We start from the raw sequence: 2,628 nt of genomic DNA on the forward strand, positions 1-2,628 counted from the left end.
GGGCTCGTTCCTCACGGGCCGCGCGCCCTTCGCCTGCCCGGTGCGTCGCTCGGGGCGGCAGGCGCCGCGTGGTGCCGGTGCCGGGCGTGGCCGTGGTGGGTCAGTCGGGGCTGGTCCGAAAGCGGCGCCGGTACTCGGTCGGTGTCGTGTCCAGGCGGCGGCGGAAGGCTCTGACCAGGGTGTCGACGGTGCCGAATCCGCAGGCGTTCGCGATGCGTTCGAGGGTGGCGTCGGTGGATTCCAGCTGGTTGCGGGCGCGTTCGACGCGGACCGACTCGATGTAGGCGTGCGGGGTGAGGCCCAGCTCGTTCTTGAAGATGCGGGTGAGCTGCCGGTCGCTGACGTGGGCGTGTTCGGCGAGGTGCGCGACGGTGAGGGGTTCGGCGATGTGGCGCAGGATGTAGTGGCGCAGTTCCTCGATGCGCCGGGTGGCGGAGACCTGCTCCAGCGGGACGCTGAACTGGCTCTGCCCGCTGGGCCGTTTCAGGTACATCACCAGCTGCCGGGCGACGCGCAGCGCGACGGCTTCGCCGAGGTCGTCGGCGATGAGCGCGAGGGACAGGTCGAGGCAGGCGCTGATGCCCGCGCCGGTCCACACCTCCCCTGCGCGGATGAAGATCGGGTCGGAGTCGACCTCGATCGCGGGGTGGTCGGCGGCCAGCTGCCCGGCGGTCGACCAGTGCGTGGTGGCGCGCTTGCCGTCCAGGAGCCCGCAGGCGGCGAGGATGTGCGCCCCGACGCAGACGGAGGTGACCCTGCGGGTGCGGGGAGCGAGCTGCCTGACGCGTTCCACCACCGCCGGGTCCACCAGCGCCTTGACGCGGCGCTGCCCGTCGACCTCGACCGCGCCGGGCACGACGAGCGTGTCGATGCTCCGGGACGCCAGCGCCTCGAAGGTGACGTCGGGCAGCACCCGTACCCCGGCGGCGGTGACGACGGGGTCCATGGTCTCGGCAGCCAGGACGACGTCGTAGCCGGCGGCCTCCTCCGTCTCGCGGCGCGCGAGGGAGAACACCTCCGGCGGCCCCGTGACGTCGAGCAGGTCGACGCCCTCGAAGACGACGATGACGATGAGTCGTTCGACGGTGTGCACAACCCCCCCTTGGCCGGCCACCGTGATCCGGCCGGCGATGTCGGTTTCTGCATGCTAGATGACATTGCCGACGCGCGCGGTGGGCCATAGCGTCATAGGTGCAGGTCACCGCACCGGTGCACTTCTTCCTCAACTCCCTTCCCCCAGGTGGTACTCCATGCCCCGAACGACGCTGCGCCAGCTCAACGGCCTGGCCGACACGCCCGCCAAACTCGCCGACTCCACCCTGGTCCTGATCGACTATCAGAACACCTACACCACCGGTGTGATGGAGCTGGACGGCTGGCAGGACGCCCTGGACGCCGGTGCCCGGCTGCTGGAACGCGCCCGCCGGGAGGGCGCCAAGGTCATCCACGTCGTCAACGACGGCGGCGAGGGCACGCCGTACGACATCCGCGCCGAGATCGGCCAGATCCACCCGAGCGTCGCGCCGGCCGACGGCGAGCCCGTGGTCGTCAAGCAGGCCCCCAACGCCTTCCACGGCACCGAGCTGGGCCGGCTCGTCGACGAGGCGGGCCGCGGCGATCTGGTCATCGCCGGGTTCATGACCCACATGTGCGTGGCGTTCACCGCGCAGGGCGCCTTCCTGCGCGGCGACCGGCCCACGGTCGTGGCCGATGCCAGCGCCACCCGCGCGCTGCCGGTCGCGGGCACCGAGCTGGACGCCCGCCAGGTGCACCTCAGCGCCCTGGCCACCATCGCCGACCTGTACGGGGTCGTCGTCGCCTCCCAGGAGGACCTCGCCTGATGAAGCCGCTGCGTCCGGCCCTCGCCCTGTGCACCGCCGCCCTCCTGGCGGCCACCGTCGCCGCCTGCGGCGGCAGTTCCCAGGCCGCCACCTCCAAGGACCAGCCGTCCGCCGACGCGGCCCGGGCGAACGTCGCCAAGGACACCAGAACGCTGAGGCAGCTCAACGGCCTGGACGAGACGGCGGCCACCCTGTCCGACGCGGCGCTCGTCCTCGTCGACTACCAGAACACCTACACCGACGGCGTGATGGAACTCGACGGCTGGCAGCCCGCGGTGGACAACGCCAAGGCCCTGCTGAAGCGGGCCCGCGCGGCGGGCACCCCGGTCATCCACATCGTCGACAAGGGCTACGACCTGAAGTCGAAGGCCGGTCAGATCATCCCGGCGCTCAAGCCCGCCAAGGGCGAGCCGGTCGTCGTCAAGAGCGTCCCCAACGCCTTCCACGGCACCGACCTCGCAGAGAAGGTCAAGAAGACCGGCAAGAAGAACGTCATCGTCGCCGGGTTCATGACCAACATGTGTGTCCTGTTCACCGCGCAGGGCGCCTTCCTCAACGGCTACCAGCCGACCGTGGTCGCCGACGCCTCGGCCACCCGGCCGCTGCCGCTGAAGGGCGACACGGGCGGCATCCCCGCCGAGCAACTGCACCAGGCCGCGCTCGCCACGGTCCAGGACCTGTACGGAGTCGTGGTGCCGTCGCAGAAGTCGCTGACCTGACAATCCGGCCCGACACGCCGGCCGTGTGCCGGCCCGCAGCGGCACACGGCCGCTGCGGGCCGGCACAC

At 71.5% G+C, this 2,628-nt stretch carries 3 protein-coding genes; 2 read left to right on the forward strand and 1 reads right to left on the reverse strand.

The genetic code is table 11. The features are described 5' to 3' along the window. Positions 1-100: 100 nt before the first annotated feature. Positions 101-1,093: a GlxA family transcriptional regulator gene (locus tag CCN44_RS38665; RefSeq protein ID WP_086703565.1), complete on the reverse strand. Its 993-nt coding sequence runs from the start codon at positions 1,091-1,093 to the stop codon at positions 101-103. A 157-nt stretch (positions 1,094-1,250) separates the two neighbouring features. Here CCN44_RS38665 and CCN44_RS38670 point away from each other — a divergent pair, with 157 nt between their 5' ends. Both CCN44_RS38670 and CCN44_RS38675 read left to right on the forward strand, forming a co-directional pair. After that, on the forward strand, positions 1,251-1,841 hold the full coding sequence (locus CCN44_RS38670; RefSeq protein WP_086703570.1) for a cysteine hydrolase family protein: 591 nt from the start codon (positions 1,251-1,253) through the stop codon (positions 1,839-1,841). After that, on the forward strand, positions 1,841-2,560 hold the full coding sequence (locus CCN44_RS38675; protein ID WP_086703574.1) for a cysteine hydrolase family protein: 720 nt from the start codon (positions 1,841-1,843) through the stop codon (positions 2,558-2,560). The genes CCN44_RS38670 and CCN44_RS38675 overlap by 1 nt, the downstream gene beginning before the upstream one ends. Positions 2,561-2,628 lie beyond the last annotated feature (68 nt).

This window comes from Streptomyces tricolor, from assembly GCF_002155905.1.
GTDB classification, from domain to species: Bacteria; Actinomycetota; Actinomycetes; order Streptomycetales; family Streptomycetaceae; genus Streptomyces; species Streptomyces tricolor.

Coding starts and splice junctions, on each gene's coding strand:
- CCN44_RS38675 (WP_086703574.1), top strand. CDS start 1,841: ATGAAGCCGCTGCGTCCGGCCCTCGCCCTGTGCACCGCCGCCCTCCTG.
- CCN44_RS38670 (WP_086703570.1), top strand. CDS start 1,251: ATGCCCCGAACGACGCTGCGCCAGCTCAACGGCCTGGCCGACACGCCC.